At 74.0% G+C, this 16830-nt stretch carries 15 protein-coding genes; 10 read left to right on the forward strand and 5 right to left on the reverse strand.

The window, feature by feature from the left end; all coding sequences use genetic code 11:
* A complete protein-coding gene (locus tag ACZ501_RS16450; protein WP_361611550.1) occupies window positions 1-501 on the forward strand; it encodes a hypothetical protein in 501 nt (166 codons plus the stop codon).
* Window positions 502-571: 70 nt separating this feature from the next.
* Here the strand turns inward: ACZ501_RS16450 and kstD are convergent, their stop codons facing one another.
* Together kstD and ACZ501_RS16460 are read right to left on the reverse strand one after the other, a co-directional pair.
* Window positions 572-2368 (reverse strand): 3-oxosteroid 1-dehydrogenase, encoded by a 1797-nt coding sequence (gene kstD, locus ACZ501_RS16455; protein WP_468796065.1) that lies wholly within the window; start codon window positions 2366-2368, stop codon window positions 572-574.
* A gap of 199 nt (window positions 2369-2567) precedes the next feature.
* Entirely contained in the window at window positions 2568-3692 is a 1125-nt protein-coding gene (locus ACZ501_RS16460) for an aminoglycoside phosphotransferase family protein (protein WP_361609309.1), read from the reverse strand.
* A 231-nt stretch (window positions 3693-3923) separates the two neighbouring features.
* On the opposite strand from ACZ501_RS16460, the gene ACZ501_RS16465 reads away from it, so the two are divergent.
* A complete protein-coding gene (locus tag ACZ501_RS16465; protein WP_468796068.1) occupies window positions 3924-5420 on the forward strand; it encodes a DNA-binding protein NsdB in 1497 nt (498 codons plus the stop codon).
* Window positions 5421-5553: 133 nt separating this feature from the next.
* Here the strand turns inward: ACZ501_RS16465 and ACZ501_RS16470 are convergent, their stop codons facing one another.
* Together ACZ501_RS16470 and ACZ501_RS16475 are read right to left on the reverse strand one after the other, a co-directional pair.
* Complete coding sequence (locus tag ACZ501_RS16470) at window positions 5554-6978, reverse strand: PP2C family protein-serine/threonine phosphatase (protein ID WP_361609313.1); 1425 nt, start codon at window positions 6976-6978, stop codon at window positions 5554-5556.
* A 261-nt stretch (window positions 6979-7239) separates the two neighbouring features.
* Window positions 7240-7488, reverse strand: coding sequence for an SCO4226 family nickel-binding protein (locus ACZ501_RS16475; protein WP_361609323.1), 249 nt, complete (start codon window positions 7486-7488; stop codon window positions 7240-7242).
* A gap of 296 nt (window positions 7489-7784) precedes the next feature.
* Between ACZ501_RS16475 and ACZ501_RS16480 the strand changes: the two genes are divergently transcribed.
* From ACZ501_RS16480 to ACZ501_RS16490, 3 genes are all read left to right on the forward strand, one after another.
* The gene (locus ACZ501_RS16480; protein WP_468796070.1) at window positions 7785-10016 is read left to right on the forward strand and encodes a xanthine dehydrogenase family protein molybdopterin-binding subunit; all 2232 of its coding nucleotides are present in this window, start codon (window positions 7785-7787) and stop codon (window positions 10014-10016) included.
* 18 nt (window positions 10017-10034) lie between these two features.
* A complete protein-coding gene (locus ACZ501_RS16485; protein ID WP_361609317.1) occupies window positions 10035-10490 on the forward strand; it encodes a (2Fe-2S)-binding protein in 456 nt (151 codons plus the stop codon).
* Between the two features lie 109 nt (window positions 10491-10599).
* Window positions 10600-12540: an APC family permease gene (locus ACZ501_RS16490; protein WP_468796073.1), complete on the forward strand. Its 1941-nt coding sequence runs from the start codon at window positions 10600-10602 to the stop codon at window positions 12538-12540.
* Here ACZ501_RS16490 and ACZ501_RS16495 read toward each other — a convergent pair.
* Entirely contained in the window at window positions 12458-13717 is a 1260-nt protein-coding gene (locus tag ACZ501_RS16495) for an RsbRD N-terminal domain-containing protein (protein WP_468796076.1), read from the reverse strand. The two genes, ACZ501_RS16490 and ACZ501_RS16495, sit on opposite strands and share 83 nt — an antisense overlap.
* A gap of 144 nt (window positions 13718-13861) precedes the next feature.
* Here ACZ501_RS16495 and ACZ501_RS16500 point away from each other — a divergent pair, with 144 nt between their 5' ends.
* From ACZ501_RS16500 to ACZ501_RS16520, 5 genes are all read left to right on the forward strand, one after another.
* Window positions 13862-14437: a TetR/AcrR family transcriptional regulator gene (locus ACZ501_RS16500; RefSeq protein ID WP_361610079.1), complete on the forward strand. Its 576-nt coding sequence runs from the start codon at window positions 13862-13864 to the stop codon at window positions 14435-14437.
* 159 nt (window positions 14438-14596) lie between these two features.
* Window positions 14597-14992 (forward strand): hypothetical protein, encoded by a 396-nt coding sequence (locus tag ACZ501_RS16505; protein ID WP_361610080.1) that lies wholly within the window; start codon window positions 14597-14599, stop codon window positions 14990-14992.
* Window positions 14989-15783, forward strand: coding sequence for a transcriptional regulator (locus ACZ501_RS16510; protein WP_468796079.1), 795 nt, complete (start codon window positions 14989-14991; stop codon window positions 15781-15783). Before ACZ501_RS16505 ends, ACZ501_RS16510 begins: the two co-directional genes overlap by 4 nt.
* Before the next feature lie 98 nt (window positions 15784-15881).
* Complete coding sequence (locus ACZ501_RS16515; RefSeq protein ID WP_362458555.1) at window positions 15882-16331, forward strand: roadblock/LC7 domain-containing protein; 450 nt, start codon at window positions 15882-15884, stop codon at window positions 16329-16331.
* 90 nt (window positions 16332-16421) lie between these two features.
* Window positions 16422-16793 (forward strand): hypothetical protein, encoded by a 372-nt coding sequence (locus ACZ501_RS16520; RefSeq protein WP_361610082.1) that lies wholly within the window; start codon window positions 16422-16424, stop codon window positions 16791-16793.
* Window positions 16794-16830: the final 37 nt, after the last annotated feature.

The raw sequence follows: 16830 nt of genomic DNA on the forward strand, positions 1-16830 counted from the left end.
ATGTCCTTCCTCCGCCGCCACCGCGCCGCCACACCCGCCGGCCCGGACTTCGACGTCCTCGCCATGGACCCGGGGGACTGGCCGGGCAACCTCGGGGCCGGGCTGCTGCCCGCACCCGACGGCAGCTGCCAGGGCGTCTTCCTGCGGTACGACCTGTTCGGCGGCCGCGGCCCCGCGATGATCATCGGCAACCTGCCCGAGGGATCCCCGGCGCGGGAGCTCGCCGAGGGCCAGGTCCCCTTCGAGGTGGCCCAGCTCCTCGACGCCCTCGAGAACGACGAGGACGTCGAGGTCACCGGGACGGAGGACTGCCCCGTCATGCAGGGCGACAACCTCCTCATCGTCCGGAAGATCAAGCTCTCCGAGGGCCGCATCTCCTGCGTCCAGTTCGACCGCAGCGACAACGTCCTCGTGACGATCGCCAGCTGGGACCGGCCGATCACCGACGACCTCTACGCGCTGCTGAAGCCGCTCCCCGCCGAGCTCTTCCAACAAGGCTGACCGCCGCACCGCGCGGCGCCACCGCGCATACGGCCGCACCGCGCGGCGCCACCGCGCACACCGCCGGGCGCTACGCGTCCGCGATGTCGTTCGCCGCGACGTAGCCGAACGTCATCGCGGGCCCGATCGTCGATCCGGCCCCCGCGTAGCTGTGGCCCATCACCGCCGCGCTCGCGTTGCCCGCCGCCCACAGCCCCCGGATCACCGACCCGTCCGCCCGCAGTGCCCGGGCCCGCGCGTCGGTGACGATGCCGCCCTTGGTCCCGAGGTCGCCCGGGACGATCCTGAAGGCGTGGAACGGGGGCGCCCAGACCGGCGCCAGGCACGAGTTCGGCGCCACGTTCGGGTCCGTGTAGTAGTGGTCGTACGCCGTGTCCCCCCGGTGGAAGTCCGCGTCCGTCCCGCTCCAGGCCTGGGCGTTGAAGCGGTTGAGCGTCGCCCGCAGCGCGGCCGCCGGCACCCCGATCTGCCCGGCCAGCGCGTCCCAGGTCCACGCCTTCTTCGCGGCGCCCGCCTCGTACCACGCGTCCGGGAAGGGCAGCGTCGGCAGGATGTCCTTGAACAGGTACCTGTTGCGGTAGTTCTGGTCCACGATCAGCCAGGCCGGGATGTGCGAGCCCGCCGCATCCCGGTCCTTCTCGTACATCACGTGCACCACGTCGCTGTACGGCGCGGCCTCGTTGACGAAGCGGGCACCCGCCCGGTTCACGATCAGACCGCCGGGCAGGGTCCGCTCCGCCAGGCAGAAGTACGGCTCCCCGGGCAGCGGGATCGACGGCCCCCACCAGGCGTCCTCCATCAACGCCAGGGCCGCGCCCGCCCGTTGGCCGGCCCGGATCCCGTCACCGGTGTTCTCCTTCGCGCCCACCGACCACTCGGTGCCGATCGGCTGCTGCTGGTACTGCGCCCGCATCTGCGCGTTGTGCTCGAAGCCGCCGGAGCCGATCACGACCCCCTTGCGGGCCCGTACGACGCCCCGGACGCCCTCCTTCTCCACCACGACCCCGGTGACCGCCCCGCCCTCCTGCACCAGGTCGGCCAGCGGGCTGTTCAGCCACACGGGCACCCCCGCGCGCAGCAGCCCGGCCCGCAGTCCGGCCGCCAGCGCCTGGCCCATCGTCAGCGGCTTCTCGCCGCGCAGCGCGGCCTTCGTCCCGCGTGCCAGGCACTCCGTGGAGACCGCGAGCCCCCTCGCGCTGACGGCGGCCAGGTTCAGCCACTTGTAGTCCTGGCTGAACACGACCATCCCGGCGGGCACCGGCATGTACGGCGGGTTCAGGTGCGCCAGTTCGGCGCCCAGGACGTTGCCGTCGATCTGGTCCGGCTCGATGGAGCGGCCGTTGGGCAGTCCGCCCGGCAGGTTCGGGTAGTAGTCGCTGTAGCCGTCCATGAAGCGGAACCGCAGCGGGCTGTGCGCCATGACGAAGTCCAGCATCCGGGGACCGTTGTCGAGGAACGCCCGCTGCCGGCCGGCCGGCACCTGCGGACCCACCACCGCCGACAGGTACGCGGCGGCCTTCTCCGGGGTGTCCGGCACCCCCGCCTCCAGGATCACCGAGTTGTTCGGCAGCCAGATCCCGGCGCCGGAGCGCGCCGCCGAACCGCCGAAGGTCGCCGCCTTCTCCACCACCAGCACGGTCAGTCCCCGCCCGGCGGCGGTCAGGGCGGCGGTCATCCCCGCCGCCCCCGACCCGACCACCACGACGTCGTACTCGCCGAGCGGGGTCTCGGCAGCCCGCGCGGCCGCACCCGGCAGCACGGTGGCGGCGAGCACCCCGGCCCCCGTGCCGGCGAGGACCGCCCGGCGGGAGGGAGGGGCGGGGTGCCGTCGGTCGGGGCTCTCGGTCACGGGCACGGCCTCGGTCATGGGCGGGCTCCAGCGGGAGGGGAGGGCGGGGGGCGGCTCCGGCACGTCTGATGCCGGGTCAGAGAAACTGTTCGGGGGATCATGTGATGTCAAGGCACGCGCGCCGCACAACCGGTCCGGCCCCGGACAGGCCGAATCCCGTGCCCCGCACACGAGGTGTGCGGGGCACGGGATTCGGAAGGGGCCGGACGGCCGGCGGTCAGCGGGTGCCGACCGCCGCCCGGACCGCTCTGCGGGCCATTCCCGCGTCGTCGTGCAGGCGGCGCAGCAGCAGGCGCTGCTCCTCGCCCGAGGAAAGGGCCCCCGCCGGCAGCGGCTGGGCCGGTGCGGCCGCCAGCATGGAGCGCTGCACCGCCGTCTCGGACATCCGGATCTCCCGGGTCAGTACCAGCATCAGGTTGACCAGGAAGGCGTCCCGCGCCGCCGGGCCGGCCGACTGCGCCAGCCGGCTGATCTGGCTGCGCGCCGCCGGGGCGTCGCCCAGCACGGTCCACAGCGTCGCCAGGTCGTACCCGGGCAGGTACCAGCCGGCGTGCTCCCAGTCGAGGAGCACCGGCCCGGCCGGGGACAGCAGCAGGTTCGACAGCAGCGCGTCGCCGTGGTTGAACTGCCAGGGGAGGGCCGCCGGCCGCAGTCCGCGCAGCAGCTTCTGCAGGTCGCCGAAGTCCCGGTCCGTCAGCAGGCCCAGCTCGTGGTCGCGGGAGATCCGCCGCGCGTAGTCCACCGGGTGGCCGAACAGATCGGCGGGCGGCCGCCACTGGTTCACCCGGCACACCGCACCCAGCGCGGCCCGTACGTCGGCCCGCGGCGGCGCCTCCACCGGATGCCGCTGGAGCGCGGCGACCCGGCCCGCCATCCGCTCCACCACCAGGACGCAGTTCTCCGGGTCCGCGGCGATCAGCCGGGGCACGCGGACCGGCGGGCGGTGCCGGACGAAGGTCCGGTACGCCGCTATTTCGTGCCGGTACCGCTCGCGCCACTCGGGCGAGTGGTCCAGTAAAACCTTCGCGACCGCGGTCATCCGTCCCGTCGTCCCCACCAGGAGCACCGACCGGCCGCTGCGCCGCAGCACCTGCACCGGCGCGAACTCCGGACAGATCCGCTGCACCGACGCGAGCGCGGTGCGCAGCTGTGCCCCCTGCGGCCCGGACAGGTCGATTCTTCCGCTGAGCGGCTGCGGTCCGGTCCCCGGCATCCGGCGCGCCCGTACGGCGCCCTGCGCCGGTACCGGCTGGCGGCCGGGTTCGAGGTAGGAGCCGCCCCCCGCCGGGAGGGTGCGGTGCTGGCGGACCGGGGCGGACACGGAGGACGTTGCTGCGTACATGGCGTTTACGGTTCCCTTCGTGCGCCGACGAGTGCGTACGCCGCCCCGCCGGATCCCGTACTTCACCCTGGGGAGTTCCGCCGGTGAACCGGGTCGGGGAGGCGCATTCCTACCTGACACCCGGCGGTCCCTGGCGAACCACGGGGCGTGCCCTGGCGAACCCTGGCGAATAGTCCACGGGGATCTGACAGGGGGTTACTGTCAACTCAGCCGAGAACCTGGGGGCTTGACGTGAGCAAGGGTCCAAACACCCGTCTGAACGACCTGTTCGGCCTGGCCGGCTGGTCGAAGGGCGAACTCGCGAGGATGGTCAACCGGCAGGCGGCCGCGATGGGCCACCACCAGCTGGCCACCGACACCTCGCGGGTGCGGCGCTGGATCGACATGGGGGAGACCCCGCGCGAACCGGTGCCCACGGTACTGGCAGCACTGTTCACCGAGCGGCTCGGTCGTGTCGTGACCATCGAGGACCTCGGGTTCGTACGGCAGCGGCGCACCACCAGACGGCAGCCGGACGGGGTGCAGGAGAACCCCGACGGAGTGCCATGGGCGCCCGAACGCACAGCCGCGGTCCTCACCGAATTCACGGGAATGGACCTCATGCTCAACCGTCGCGGCCTGATGGGCGCGGGAGCCGCGCTCACCGCCGGCTCAGCCCTCAGCAACGCCATGTACGACTGGCTGCACACCGAGCCCGCCGGCGCCAAGAACGCGCGTGGTTTCGCCGACCCCCACCAGGCCGACCCAGCGGGCTACGACCGCTACGAGGCCGCACCGATCGGCTCCCAGGAGATCGAGGCCCTGGAGCGCTCCGTCGAGGTCTTCCGGGCCTGGGACGCCTCCCGGGGCGGAGGGCTCCAGCGCAAGGCCGTCGTCGGCCAGCTGAACGAGGTGGGCGGCATGCTGGCCTACCACCACCCCGACCACCTCCAGCGCAGGCTGTGGGGGGTGGCGGCCAACCTGGCGGTCCTGGCGGGCTGGATGTCGCACGACGTGGGCCTCGAACCCACCGCGCAGAAGTACTTCGTCATCGCCGCGCACGCGGCCCGCGAGGGAGGCGACCGGCCGCGCGCCGGCGAGGCCCTCTCCCGCGCCGCCCGCCAGATGGTCCACCTCGGCAAGCCGAACGAGGCCCTGGACCTGATGAAGCTGGCGCAGTCCGGCTCGGGGGAGCAGACCCTGCCGCGCACCCGCGCCATGCTGCACACCATCGAGGCGTGGGCCCAGGCCGCCATGGGCAAGGGCCAGGCCATGCGCCGCACCCTGGGCGAGGCCGAGGACCTGTTCGTCTCCGACAAGGGCGACGTACCCCCGCCCTCGTGGATGCAGCACTTCGACGAGGCCGACCTGCACGGGATGCAGGCCCTGGCGTACCGCACGCTCGCCGACCACGACGCCTCGGCGGCGCCCGTCGCGGCACGCCACGCGCGGGAGGCGCTGCGGCTGCGCGGCGACGGCTACCAGCGCTCGCAGATCTTCGACTACATCTCCATGGCCTCCGCCTGCTTCATCGCGGACGACCCGGAGCAGGCGGACCGCTACGCCCGCCTCGCCCTGGTCTCGATGAACGAGACCTCCTCGCACCGCACCTGGGACCGGCTGCGCGAGATGTACCGGCTCACCGGCCAGTACGCCGGGTACGGGCGCATCGAGGACCTGCGCGAGGAGATCAAGCTGGCGCTCCCGGACAGCCCCGCGCCCCGCGTCGCCCGCGGTGCGGAGGTCTGAGGCGGGGGTGTGGCCGAGGGGACGGGCAGGGCGGGCGGGACGCGGAGAGGACGGGCGGACGGCCACGGAAGAGGGCCGCGCCTCACCGGCGCGGCCCCCGACGTTCCTCCAGCAGTCGCCCGACCCGCCGCCGTCAGCCGCCGATCCGGGCCACCAGCACGCAGGCGTCGTCCTCGCGCTCGCTCTCGCCGAACTCCTCCGCCACCATCCGTACGCAGTCCCGCGCCGACCGGGCCTGCGAGAACCGCGGCGCGAGCGCCAGCAGCCGCTCGGTCCCGTCCGTCCGGCTGAACTCGATGCTGCGCGGGGTCAGCCCGTCCGTGTGCAGGACGAGCACGTCGCCCCGTTCGAGCCGCTCCTCGGCCTGCCCGTACACGGCCCCCGAGGTGGCTCCCAGCAGCACCCCCTCCGGGGAGTGCAGGGCCCGGCCCTGGCCGCGGCGGAAGAGCAGGGGAGCGGGGTGGCCGGCCTGGGCCCAGGAGAGCACCCGGCGCGCGGGGTCGTAGCGGCAGCAGACGGCCGAGCCGAGGGCGGGCTGTACGGAGGTCTCCAGCAGCTGGTTGAGCCAGCCCATCAGGGGGCCCGGCTCGATCCCGGCCATGGCCATCCCGCGCAGGGCGCCGAGCATCATCGCCATCCCGGAGGTGGCGGTCACCCCGTGGCCGGTCAGGTCACCGACCGTCAGCAGGGAGCGTCCGTCCGGAAGTTCGAGCGCGTCGTACCAGTCGCCACCGATCAGCGCGCTGGTCGCGGAGGGGAGGTAGTGCGCGGCCACGTCCATCGTGCCGGCGTTCTCGTGCGGGAACCGCAGGGAGCCGCGCCACGGGGGGAGCACGGCTTCCTGCAGCTCGACCGCCAGCCGGTGCTCGGTCTGTGCGATCTGCCGCTGGCGCTGGAGCGAGTCCCGTGACTCGCGCACTGCCCGCTGGCTGCGGCGCAGCTCGCTGACGTCGCGCAGCACGGCCCACATGGAGGCCGTGCAGCCGTCGGAGTCGAGCACCGGCTCGCCCCTCATGTGGAGCGTCCGGACCCGTCCGTCGGCGCGGACGATGCGGAACTCGCCGTCTATCGGCTTGCCGTCGACCAGGCAGTCCGTGACCATCGCGGTCAGCAGGGGCTGGTCCTCGGAGAACAGGGTCGAGCCCAGCTCGTCCAGGGGCAGCGCGCCCGCCTCGGGGGGACGGCCGAAGATCTGGAAGAGCTCCTCGGACCAGGTCACCTCGTCCGTCAGCAGGTTCCACTCGGCGCTGCCGACGCGGGTCTGGCGGTCCTCCTGCGCGACCTCCGGGGGGGCCGGGGGGAGTTCGACGGGCTCGGGAGCGGGCGGCAGGCCCTCCTTGAGCTGGCCGAGGTGCTGGCCGAGGTCGTCGAGGTGGTGCACCGCGAGGTCGCAGAGCGCGCGCTGCCAGCGGCCGTGCGCGTCGTCGTCGTCCACGACGGTGTCGCGGCGTACGGCGTCCACCTCGCCGCGCAGCCGGCGGGTCTGCGAGATCAGTGCGTCCACCGATCCCGGCTCGGGCGGCTGCGCGGGACGGTCCGCGTACAGGTGGGACGGCATGATGACTCCGATACAGGCGCGGCGATGCAGACGCTGCTCGGTCGGGTCCCGGGGGGCGACCGGTGACGGCTGTGGACCGACTCCGACTGTGGCACAGCCGGAGACTGCCTGTAAGGCGTTTGGCAACATCCGTAGCGGCCTTGCTCGGGGCATATGCCGAAGGCCTCCCGGTCACCTCCACTCCGTACGAACATTTCCGGTCAGCCGTGGGCGCCGTTCCGCCCGTTCGCGGCTGTGCTCGCGCCGTGTCCGCGCAGTCCGTCAGACCATGAGCGGCACCGGGTGGATCTCGTCGGCGGGGTGTCCCGCGCGTTCGTGGATCCGGCGGATCGCGTCGGCCGAGGGCGCCTCGGACAGGCAGTACACCTCGCCGGAGGCGGGGTCGGCCCAGGCGCGCTCGAACTGCACCTTCTCGTCCGCCTGGATGGCCAGGTCCGCCCGGTGGGCGGCCATCAGCTCGTCCGCGGTGATGCCCTTCATCCCGTGGTGGACATCCATGAACTTGGCCACCGCGAACACCTCCTCACGTGTTGCGACGTACAGGTCTGCTTCCATCGTGCGCCCGCGGCCGGAAAAGGGCCCTCCGGCGGACGGCGGTCGATCGTACGGGCGAGGTGTACGAGCCGCCCGCGCCCCTCCTCGCGCCCGGGCCGGCGGTCACCGCCCCGTCAGCGGGACCACCCGAACGAAGGACCCCGTTCCGGCGGCACGCTTCCCACGGCACCCCGTGATCGCTACCCTACGTGTCGGTAATGAGCCGGGGGGCGGTCCGTTCGGCGGGCCCGGGGGCGGGGGACGACGACCGGATGGCCGAACAGAGCAGCGCGCCGGCAGGGCGGAGCCGGCGCTCCTTCCTGACCCACCTGGTCGCGGCGCCCACCCTGGCCCTGGTCACCCGGACCGGCGCCGACCTGCTCGCCCCCCAGACCGCCCACGCCGTGGTCCCGACCCTGCCGGCCCTCGCCGACCTCGTCGACCTCGGGGACCTCTTCATCCTGGCCGGCGCCCCCACCTCGGCGCTGCTGGCGCTCGCCGTGGAGGCGGACGGCACCATCCGCTTCCGGCTGCCGCGCGAGGAGGTCGGCCAGGGCCTGACCACCGCCGTGGCCATGCTGGTCGCGGAGGAACTGGACGCGCCGCTGGACGCGGTCCGGGTGGAACTGGACGACGCCCGGCCCGAGTTGCTCTTCAACCAGCTCACCGGCTCCTCCAACTCGATCCGCTCGCTGTACGGGCCGGTCCGCCAGTGCGCCGCCACCGCCCGGGCCCGGCTGGTCGCGGCCGCCGCCGCCCGCTGGAGCCTGTCCGCCGCGACACTGACCACCGCGAACGGCTCCGTACGGGCCCCCGACGGCCGCTCCGCGAGCTACGGCAGCCTCTCCGCCGCGGCCGCCTCGCCCGGCCTCGTCGTCCTCGGCGCCTCCCCGAAGCCGGCGGCGGAGCACGCCCTCGTCGGCACCCCGACCCGGCGGATCGACGCCCGCGCCATGGTCACCGGCGCCCAGAAGTACACCCTCGACCTCGACGTCCCCGGTGCCAAGCCGTGCGTGGTGCGCCGCCCGCCCTCCGTCGGCGGCACCGTCCGCGCCGTCGGCAACCTGGCGGCCGTGCGGGCCATGCCCGGCGTCCTGGACGTGGTGACCGTCGCGACCGGGGTCGCCGTCGTCGCCGAGACGTTCGGCCAGGCCCTGGACGCCAAGGCCGCCCTCCGGGTCGACTGGGGCCCCGGCCCCGCCGACCGGCTCTCGGACGCGCAGATCCGTACGAAGCTGCGGGCCGCCACCCCGCCGCCGCTGGTGCCGCCGCTGCTCACCCCGTACGTGGACGCCGAGTTCGACTTCGCCTTCGTCAGCCACGCCCCGATGGAGACCAACTCGGCCGTCGCCGACGTACGCGACGACCGCGCCGAGATCTGGTCCGGGCTCAAGTCCCCCATCGTCGCGCGGGAGACCATCGCCGCGGAGCTCGGGCTGCCGCTGGACCGGGTGAAGGTCCACGTGGTGCAGGCCGGCGGCTCCTTCGGCCGGCGGCTGTTCTTCGACGCCGCCCTGGAGGCCGCCCGGATCTCCAAGGCCTGCCGCCGCCCCGTGCGGCTGATGTGGACGCGCGTGGACGACACCCGGCACGGCCGGATGCGCCCCGCGACCCACCACCGCATCCGGGCCACCCACCTGCTCGGCGAGGTGCTCAGCTTCGAGCACCGCGTGGCCGCCGCCGAGACCGACTTCCGGCACGGACTCGGCGAGATCATCACCGCCACCGCCGCGAGCCTGCCCTCCGGCATCGGCAACGCCACCCTCGCCCAGACCCTGTTCCTGACCACCGTCAAGTCCCCGTACCACTTCGGGCTGACCACCCAGGCCCTGACCGAAGTCCCGACCGGCATCCCCACCGGGTCCTGGCGGTCGGTGTACTCGGCCAACACCCGGGGGGCCGAGGAGATCGTGGTGGACGAACTGGCCGCGGCCACCGGCAAGGACCCGTACCGCTTCCGGCGGACCTTCCTCAAGACCGACGCGCAGCGCGCCGTGCTCGACAAGGCGGCCGCCGAAGGACAGTGGGGCCGCGCCCTGCCGGCCGGCTGCGCGCAGGGCATCGCCTTCCACGAGGAGTACAAGTCGCGCACCGCCTGCCTCGTGGAGATCGACACCCGCGACCCCGGCCACGTCCGCGTCACCAAGGCGGTCATCGCCGTCGACGTGGGCCTGCCCGTCAACCCGCGCGGGCTGGAGGCCCAGATGATCGGCGGCCTCACCGACGCGATCTCCACCACCCTGCGGGCCGGACTCCACCTGGACAACGGGCTTCCCCTGGAGGGCAGTTACAGCCAGTTCCACTGGGCGCAGCAGCGCGACACCCCGCGTGACGTACGGGTCTTCGTGCTCCCGGCGACCGGCGGCGAGCCGGGCGGCGCGGGCGAGCTCGGCGTGCCGGCCGCCGTCGGCGCCATCGCCAACGCCTGGGCCCGCGCCACCGGTTCCAAGCCCCGCAGCTTCCCCCTCGACTTCGACGTCGACTTCACCCCCTACCCGCGCTGACCGCTGGAGTACGCCGCCGTGCCTCTGCACACCTTCACCGTCAACGGCCGCAGCGTCACCGTCGACGCCCCCGACGACCTGCCCCTGCTGTGGGTGCTCCGCGACATGCTGGGCGTCACCGGCCCCAAGTACGGCTGCGGGGTGGACGTCTGCAAGGCCTGCACCAGCCATCTCGACGGCGTCGACGTCCGCCCGTGCGTGGTGCCGGTGTCCGCATGTGCGGGCAAGCGGGTCACCACCATCGAGGGGCTGGCCGACGGGGACCGGCTGCACCCCGTCCAGGAGGCCTGGCTGGAGCAGGACGTCGCCCAGTGCGGCTACTGCCAGCCCGGCCAGATCATGGCCGCCGTGGCGCTGCTCCGGCGCACCGCCGAGCCCACCGACGAGGACATCGACGCCATCGCCAACATCTGCCGCTGCGGCACCTACTTCCGCATCCGCGAGGCCATCCGCAGCGCGGCCGCCCGGATGTGAGGACCGCCCGCCGCGCCGGCGCGGCGGCGGCCGGACGGCGTACCGCCTCCCGCACGGGACACAGCGCTCATGCGCCTGATATCCGGCTGGAATGGCAGATCATGCCGGAATGAGGCGAATCAATGCGAAACGCGTGCTGGTCGGCGAGCCGCTCGACACCGCGCGCCTGGGCGAGACCCTCCTGCCCAAACGGCTCGCGCTGCCCATTTTTTGCAGCGACCCGCTCTCCTCCGTGGCCTACGCCACGGAGGAGATCCTGCTGATCCTCGCCCTCGGCGGAGTCGCCCTGCTCCACCTCACCTGGTACGCGGCCGCCGCCATCGTCTTCCTGCTGGTGGTCGTCGTCGCCTCCTACCGGCAGACCTGCCACGCCTACCCCGGGGGCGGGGGCGCCTACGTCGTCAGCTCCGAGAACCTGGGACCGGCAGCCGCCCTCACCGCCGCCAGCGCCCTGCTCGTCGACTACGTGATGACCGTCGCCGTCTCCGTCGTCTCCGGGGTCGCCGCCATCACCTCGGCGATCCCCTCCCTCAGCGACCACCGCGTCGTGCTGTCCGTGGGCTTCGTGGTGCTGCTGACCCTGATGAACCTGCGCGGCGTACGCGAGTCGGGACGCGTCTTCGCCGTCCCCACCTACGGGTTCGTCCTCGTCATCTACCTGATGTTCGCCGTCGCCGCCGTCCGGCTCGCCACCGGCGACACCATCCGGGCCGAGTCCGCCCACCTCCCGATCACCGCCGCCGGGACCTACACCGGCCTCGCCCTGGTGCTCCTGGCCATGCGCGCCTTCGCCTCCGGCTGTACGGCCCTCACCGGCGTCGAGGCCATCAGCAACGGCGTCCCCGCCTTCCGCAAGCCCAAGGCCGCGAACGCCGCCACCACCCTGGCCGCCATGGGCGCGCTCTCCGTGACCATGTTCGCCGGCATCACCGCCCTCGCCATGTCGTACCGGGTGCACGCCGCGGCCGACCCCACCGAACTGGGCCTGCCCCCCGGCACCCCCATGTCCACGGCCCTCGCCCAGATCGGCCGGGCCACCTTCGGGGACTGGCACGTCCTCTTCTACCTGCTCCAGGCCGTCACCGCCGGCGTCCTGGTCCTGGCCGCGAACACCGCCTTCAACGGCTTCCCGATGCTGGCCTCGATCCTCGCCAGGGACCGGTACGCGCCGCGCCAGCTCGCCAACCGCGGCGACCGGCTCGTGTACTCCAACGGCGTCATCCTGCTCGCGCTCGCCGCCATCGCCCTGATCGTCGCCTTCGACGCCGAACTCACCCGCCTCATCCAGCTCTACATCATCGGCGTCTTCGTCTCCTTCACCCTGTCCCAGTCCGGCATGGTCAGGCACTGGAGGCACGAGCTCGCCTCGCCCGCGACGCCCCGGTCCGAACGCGTCCACATCCACCGCCGCCTCGCCGTCAACGCGGTCGGCGCGGTCCTGACCGCCCTGGTCCTGGTCATCGTCCTGGTCACCAAGTTCACGCACGGGGCCTGGCTGGTGGTCATCGCGATGCCCGCCCTCTTCCTCGGCATGAAGGGGGTCCGCCGCCACTACGACCAGGTCGCCGGGCAGGTAGCCGCCGCCCCCGGGGCCAGGCCGCGCAGACCCTCCCGCCACCACGTGGTCGTCCTCGTCGCCAACGTGCACGCCCCGACGCTCAAGGCCCTCGGCTATGCCCAGGGACTGCGGCCCGACACCCTCAGCGCGCTCTCCGTCGCCGCGGACGAGGAGGAGGCGCTCCGGCTGCGCGCGGCCTGGGCGGAGCACGACCCCGGGATCCCGCTGAAGGTGCTGCACTCGCCCTACCGCGAGGTGGTCGGGCCGCTGCTGGAGTACATCGAGGAGGCGGCGGCCGCCGAGGGGACGGACGCGCTGTCGGTGGTCATCCCGGAGTTCGTCGTCGGGCACTGGTGGGAGCAGCCCCTGCACAACCAGAACGCGCTGCGGCTGAAGGCGCGCCTGCTGTTCACCCCGGGGGTCGCGGTGATCGACGTACCGTACCTGCTGGAGTCGGCCCGGTCGGCGCGGCCGCAGCCGGGCCCGGAGTAGGCCCGGCGGGGGAGGGGGCCTGGGCCGCCGCCGCGTGGGCCAGGGCCAGTTCCACCACGTGCGCGGGATCCGACAGCGCGCGGCCGGTGAGCCGCTCCAGGCGGCGCAGCCGGTTGGAGACCGTGTTGCGGTGGCAGTACAGCCGCTGGGCGGCCTGCGTGGTCGACCCCCGGCAGGCCAGCCAGGTGCCCAGGGTGGTCAGCAGCACCCGGGCGTCCTCCGCGGGCAGCGCCAGCACGGGTCCCAGCACCACCTCGCGCAGCCGGGCGGCGAGTTCGGGGTCGGCCGCCACCAGCGCGGCCGGGAGCCGCTCGTCCAGCAGGGCCGCGCCGCCCGCGGCGGACGGCGGGGCGGCTGCGGTGCGCAGGGCGAGGGCCGCGAGCCGCCGGGCCCCGGCCAACTCGGCCGGGGCCCCGACCACCGGGCTGATCCCGGCCCGCACGGCGAGCGGGGCGAGCAGGTCGCGCAGGGAGTCCAGCGGATGGTGGCCCAGGTCGGCCAGGGCCGTCTCGCCGTCGGCCCGGATCCGCCAGAGCAGGCGCGGGGAGCCCGGTCCCGCACCCGCCCCGCCCTCGGGGCGGACCGGCGTAGCGGGGGCGGCCGGGCCGAGGACGACCACCGCGAAGCGCCCCCGCTCCGCCAGCCCCAGCTGCGCGGCCGCCTGCGCGGAGGGGCCCGAACCGTCGAGCAGCGCGTCCAGCAGCGCGGCCCGGCGCTCCCGTTCGCGCGCGCCCCGCTCGGCCTCGGCCAGCCGGTACGCCTCCGAGGCGGCGTCCGTCATCTGGTCCAGTACCTCCCACAGCGCGCCCGCCCCCGGCAGCAGCCGGGGCAGCGCCGCCCGGTCGTGGGCGGCCACGGCCTCGGTCAGGCTCTGCCACAGCAGCCGGCCGCCGTACCGGTAGGTGCGCCGCAGTGAGTCGAGCGGCAGCCCCTGCCCGGCGCGCAGGGCGCCGGTGGCCCGGGCGCCGGACAGCTCCACCGGCAGCCCCCGGGAGCTGCGGACCAGGCCCTCGACGGCCTGGTCGAGGCTGTGGTGGATCCGCTCGCGCAGCTCGGCCCGCCCGGTCAGGGCGGCGTAGGCGGGATCCTCGGTCAGCGTCCGGTCGGTGAGCCGGTCCGCCGCGACGGCGATCCGGCGGCTCAGGTCCTCGCGTATCTCCTCGATGATCCGGTCCATGACGGGCAGGGTGACACGGGGGAGGGGGCCGTGGGGAGGGGCCGGGGACCGGCGGTCCGCTAGCGTGGCCTGAGTACGGTGGGCGCAGTGCTTCGCGGGCGCCCGACCGCCCGCCGACCGCCACACCACCCCGGGGAGCCCTCCATGCGCCAGAATCCGCAGCGCCGCGCCGCGCTCCTCGACGCCGCCATCGAGGTCCTGGCCCGCGAGGGCTCCCGGGGCCTGACCCTGCGCGCCGTCGACGCGGAGGCCGGGGTCCCGACCGGCACCGCCTCCAACTACTTCGCCAACCGGGGCCAGTTGCTCGTCCAGATCCTGCACCGCACCCGCGAACGGCTCACCCCCGCCCCCGACGAGCTGGCCGGCCCCCTCGACACCCGGGTGCTGCTCGGCCGGCTCCTCGGACGGATCCGCCGCGAGCGCAGCGTGCACACCGCCATGCTGGAGCTGCGCCTGGAGGCCACCCGCAGGCCCGAACTCCAGGCGGAGCTGTCCGCGTTCCTCGCCGCCGAACTGGAGGAGAACATCGCCTGGCACCTGGAGGCGGGCCTGCCCGGGGACCGGGAGGGCGTCGCGCTGCTGTACTTCGCGATGCAGGGGCTCATCGTGGACGACCTGACGGTCCCCGCCCTGCTCGCCTCCCACCCGGTGGACGACCTGCTCGGGGTGATGGTGGAGCGTCTGCTTCCGGAGCGGCCCGCCGACCTGACCCAGTCTTGATCAAAAACGGACGGGTTCCGGCCAAGCCGGCACGTGCCAACGTGCATGTTCCAGCGGAAAATGCCAGAACACCCTTCCGCTGTGTGGAACTTGAGTAAGTTCCCTCCTGTCACGCCGTACGACCGTGCGACCAGCACGTCCGCCGGGAGGGGAGCCCGCGTGCCCGGGATCGACGAATGCCTGCTCGAAGCCATGGCCCTGCCTGGTGCGCGGGGCGCCGCGCTCGTCGACTGGAGCAGCGGGCTGGCCCTCGGCACCGCCGGTGACTCGCCCGTCGGCGACCATGAGACCACAGCCGCGGAGACCGCGGAACTGGCGCGGGCGGCGGCCGAGTACGAGTCCTTCGCCCCCGCGCCCGACGACCCCGGCCCCGCCGGGCCGCCCGTCGAGGACCTGATCGTCACCACCCGCACCGGCTACCACGTGCTGCGCTTCGTCGAGACCAGCTTCGACAGCAGCGTCTTCCTGCACCTGTGGCTCGACCGCACCGACGGCAACCTCGCCCTCGCCCGGCACCGACTCCGCGCCCTCGCCGAAGGACTGGTCCTGCGATGACCGCCGCCACAGCCACCACCACCGCCGCTACCGCCGTCTCCCCGCTGCTCACCCGGCTCGCCGCCGAGCGCGCCACCGGCGCCCTCCTGCGCGACCGGGGCACCCTCTTCCTGGAGGACGGCCGCGTCGTGCACGCCGAGAGCCCCTCCACCCCCGGCCTCGACGTCCTGCTCACCACCGGCGGGGCCCTGGCCCCCGAGCGCTGGAACGAGGCGGTCAACGAGGCCGGTGCACGCCGCCAGGTGGGCCGGTTCCTCGTGGACAGCGGCGGGCTGGCGGGCGGCGAGCTGGAGATCTGCCACCTCGCGGCCATTTTCGACGCGGCCTTCTTCGCGCTCTCCCCGGGCAGCGGCCCCTCCCGGTTCCGCCGCGGCGCCACCCACTGGCTCGGCTCCGTCCGCTCCGTCCCGGCGGCCGCCGTGGAACGGGAGACCTGCCGCCGCCGCGAACTGCTGGACGCCGTGTGGCCCTACCCGCTGCTGGACACCGCCCCGGTGGTGCCCCGTCCGGCCGCGCCCGGGCAGACCGTCACCGCCCGGCAGCGGCTCCTGCTCGAACAGGCGGACGGCATACGCACCCCCGCCGACCTCGCGTGGCTGCTGGGCCGGCCCGCCTTCCACACCCTGCTGGAGGTACGAAGACTCGCGGCCGCCGGCCTGGTCGACACCCCGCACGCCCCCCCGGTCCCCGCGCCGGCCCCCGAACCCCTGCCCGACTGGATCACCCGGGCCCAGCCCCCGGACGTGGCACTGCTCCGCCGGTTACGCGACGCACTGGAGGCAAGCCTGTGAGGCTCCCGCTGCGACCGGTCCTGCGAGCCGACCGCTCCGAGCGGAGGCCGCCGGAGGAGAGGCGGCCCGAAGAGAGGAAGGCCGACATGAGCCCGCCCATGGTGCCCGCCGAGGCCGAAGCCGACATACTCGCCGAACTCCGCCGGCTGCGGGCCCGCGTACCCCAGCTCACCGGCGTCCTCGCCGCCAGTGCCGACGGCCTGGTGCTCGCCCAGGAGAGCGCCGCCACCGAGGCCGAGTCCCTCGCCGCCCTGACCGCGGCCGCCCTCGGCGTCGCCCAGCGGCTCAGCGACTGCACCGGCCAGGGCGGCTTCCGGGAACTGCTCGTGCGCGGCGAGCACGGGTACGTCGCCACGTACGCGGCGGGGGACACGGCCGTCCTGACCCTGATCGCGGAGCCGCGCGTCAACGTCGGCCGCCTCCACCTGGAGGCCCGCCGCTCCACCCTGCGCATCACCGAGCTCATAGACGACAGCCTCGGCCGCCGCGGCGCCGGAGCGCCGCCCGTCGGCGGCGCACCCCCGGGCCGCCTGGCGGACCGCCCCTGACCTTCCCCGCAGCACACGAGCACGACGCGAACGCAAACCATCGGGCCCGGTACGGCTACGGGCGACGACAGCAGAAAGAGGAACCATCCCATGCTCAACGTGGAGACCGCTCTCAAGGAAGTTGCCGGCATCGAGGGCACCCTCGGCGCGGCCCTCGTCGACTACGGCAGCGGCATGCCCCTGGGTACCGTCGGCGGGAACAAGGAACTCGACCTGGCGGTGGCGGCCGCGGGCAACACGGACGTCGTGCGGGCCAAGGTCCGCACGATGGAGATGCTCGGCCTGAAGGACGAGATCGAGGACATCCTGATCACGCTCGGCAACCAGTACCACCTGATCAGGCTGCTGAAGGGGCGGGGCGGCGAAGGGTTCTTCCTCTACCTCGCCCTCGACCGGAACCGGGCCAACCTCGCGATGGCCCGCCTCCAGCTGAAGAAGGTCGAAGCGGATCTGGACATCTGACGGAGGTCCCGGCGAACCGCGACGGCGCGGTGGCGGG

The sequence above is a fragment of the Streptomyces sp. NPDC034085 genome (assembly GCF_055575555.1).